Source organism: Mycolicibacterium sp. XJ662 (assembly GCF_053484035.1).
In genome coordinates this window covers 1-386 of the sequence record NZ_JBEFTL010000036.1, presented here as the reverse complement: position 1 = coordinate 386, position 386 = coordinate 1, and the positions used below count along the sequence as shown (strand labels likewise).

General features: G+C 53.4%; 1 rRNA gene. It reads right to left on the bottom strand.

What is annotated here, in order from left to right:
• A 16S ribosomal RNA gene (locus ABQE93_RS27065) occupies positions 1-258 on the bottom strand; the annotation flags it as partial.
• Between the last annotated feature and the right edge of the window lie 128 nt (positions 259-386).

The following is a 386-nucleotide window of genomic DNA, read 5'->3' as shown; positions in this document are numbered from 1 at the left end:
ATCACCCCACCAACAAGCTGATAGGCCGCGGGCCCATCCCACACCGCAAAAGCTTTCCACCACACACCATGCGATGCGCGGTCCTATTCGGTATTAGACCCAGTTTCCCAGGCTTATCCCAAAGTGCAGGGCAGATCACCCACGTGTTACTCACCCGTTCGCCACTCGAGCACCCCCGAAGGGGCCTTTCCGTTCGACTTGCATGTGTTAAGCACGCCGCCAGCGTTCGTCCTGAGCCAGGATCAAACTCTCCAAACAAAAACCATCCAGAGAACAAAACTGGCAAAACAACACCACACCCCCAACGGGGATCAAGGATGCGGCAAAAAACAACAACAAACAAAAACCACCAAACACACTATTGAGTTCTCAAACAACACACCCGC